Source organism: Marseilla massiliensis, from assembly GCF_023336985.1.
Lineage (GTDB): Bacteria > Bacteroidota > Bacteroidia > Bacteroidales > Bacteroidaceae > Prevotella > Prevotella intestinigallinarum.
Map to the genome: position 1 here is coordinate 1 of NZ_JAMBLP010000053.1, position 1806 is coordinate 1806.

The window sequence follows — 1806 nt, forward strand, 5'->3', positions numbered from 1 at the left end:
AGCGCGACGGTTATCCGTGGCTCAACCTTCTGGAGCTTGACGACCGCCTCGGCATCTGGAAGAGATACGGCATTGGCAATGCCGGGGGCGGCCGCTTCCTCGTAGGTCGCGACGGCAAGATACTGGCCGTCAACCCCGATGCCGCGCAGGTGGAGGCCATATTGGAAAAGGAACTGTAGCACTGGGCGACGCAAATGGATGTGAAGCGGTGATAGGAACGTAATAAATTAAATAAACAAAAAGTCGATATGAAAAGAGAGTTAGGTAAACGTGATTGGGCTTTCCTGTTGTGTGCATTTGCATTTTTGCCTGTTTCGGCGCAGGAGAAGCAGGCTTATACTGTCATGGGTGAGGTAAATGACTCAGCCGCCGATGGCCGGATGATTTACATAGAGCGTTATGATGACCATAAGATGTTGGACAGCACTCGCATCTCGGACGGCAAATTTGTGTTCAGCGGCTTCACGGACAGACCGTGGTTTTGCTGCATTCAGGCCACAGACCGAGAGCACGCCAACATCGTTTTGGAGGGTGGTGACATTCGGGCGAGTGTCGGCCGCACTGTGTACAACAAGCCGTCTGGCACTCCGCTCAACGATGAGATCCACCGGATTGACGACATCATTGACAGCCTTTATGCCGTTTATTCTCCCAAGATGGAAGCTCTGAAGGCTCAAGGGCTTGACAGCGCCGCATATAGAAAAGCGCGCATTTCACTTGCGGGCAGTTATAATGCCGATGTGCGCCGAATAACTGAAGGGCTGTTTTCACGGCATCCGGATGATGCTGTGACCGAAAAATTGCTTAGAAGCGAATTTTATCAAACACAAACACTTGACGACCGGGAACGCATCATGGCCTCGCTCGGCCCGTGGATGAAGACGACAAATATATATAAAGACCTCTCACAACGGCTGAAAGCGGAGCGGCGCACATCTGTCGGGCAAATGTTTGTTGACATAAACGGGCGTGATGTCAGCGGAAAATCGGTCAGGCTGAGCGACTATGTGGGGCGTGGCAACTATGTGCTTGTAGATTTTTGGGCATCGTGGTGTCGCCCTTGTCATGAGGAAATACCAAACCTGGTCCGCCTGCACCGTGAGTTCAAGGACAAGGGGCTGACGGTTCTCGGCCTGTTTACTTGGGATGACGAGAAGCTTATGGGCAAGACGGCAAGGAAACTCGGTGCGGTTTGGCCACAATTGTTTGATGTTGAACGTAAGGCTTTGGAACTTTACGGAGCTGATGGCATCCCGTTGATAATCCTCTTCAGCCCAGATGGCCTTATCGTGGAGCGCGGCCTGCGCGGCGAAACCATGGTAACGAAGGTGACAGAGATAATGAACAAACATAATAAAAACTTATGAACAACATCAGAACTTTGGCTCTCGCCGCAGTGATTGCGATGGCGGCAATGCAGGGAATGGCCGGGGAGGCCGCAAGGAAAGTGTGCGTTGTCAATGGCGATCTGAACGGATGGCCGGCCAACCTGGTGACAATTGCGCGCTTGGGTGAGGACGCCCGTTATTACGCCGACACCATACCGATTGGTGACGGGCACATCCGCTACGAGCTGGATGCCGACGGAAGCACTGCATATTGCATTACGGCATGGCGTGGTGGTAGCGGTCGGTATGCAAATTTCATTGCTGAAAATGGTGAGGTAAGCATAACTTTCCATCCTGACGGCGTGGCCGATGTGCGTTCTGACACGCCTCTCAACAAGGAGATGCTGCGCGTGGTGGCTGCTACAGACACCATTACGGCAGCGGCTTTCGGCAGGCTTGAGGCATTGGAGAGGGCAAG

Annotated in this window: 2 protein-coding genes; both read left to right on the plus strand. The window is 53.0% G+C overall.

The window, feature by feature from the left end; genetic code table 11:
* Window positions 1–248: 248 nt before the first annotated feature.
* Window positions 249–1367 carry a TlpA disulfide reductase family protein gene (locus tag M3089_RS15670; protein ID WP_205112232.1) on the plus strand — a complete coding sequence of 373 codons (1119 nt, stop codon included), beginning with the start codon at window positions 249–251 and terminating at the stop codon, window positions 1365–1367.
* On the plus strand, window positions 1364–1806 hold a 443-nt coding region (locus M3089_RS15675; RefSeq protein WP_249085243.1), incomplete at its 3' end, for a DUF4369 domain-containing protein. The genes M3089_RS15670 and M3089_RS15675, both read left to right, overlap by 4 nt.

Coding starts and splice junctions, on each gene's coding strand:
- M3089_RS15670 (WP_205112232.1), top strand. CDS start 249: ATGAAAAGAGAGTTAGGTAAACGTGATTGGGCTTTCCTGTTGTGTGCA.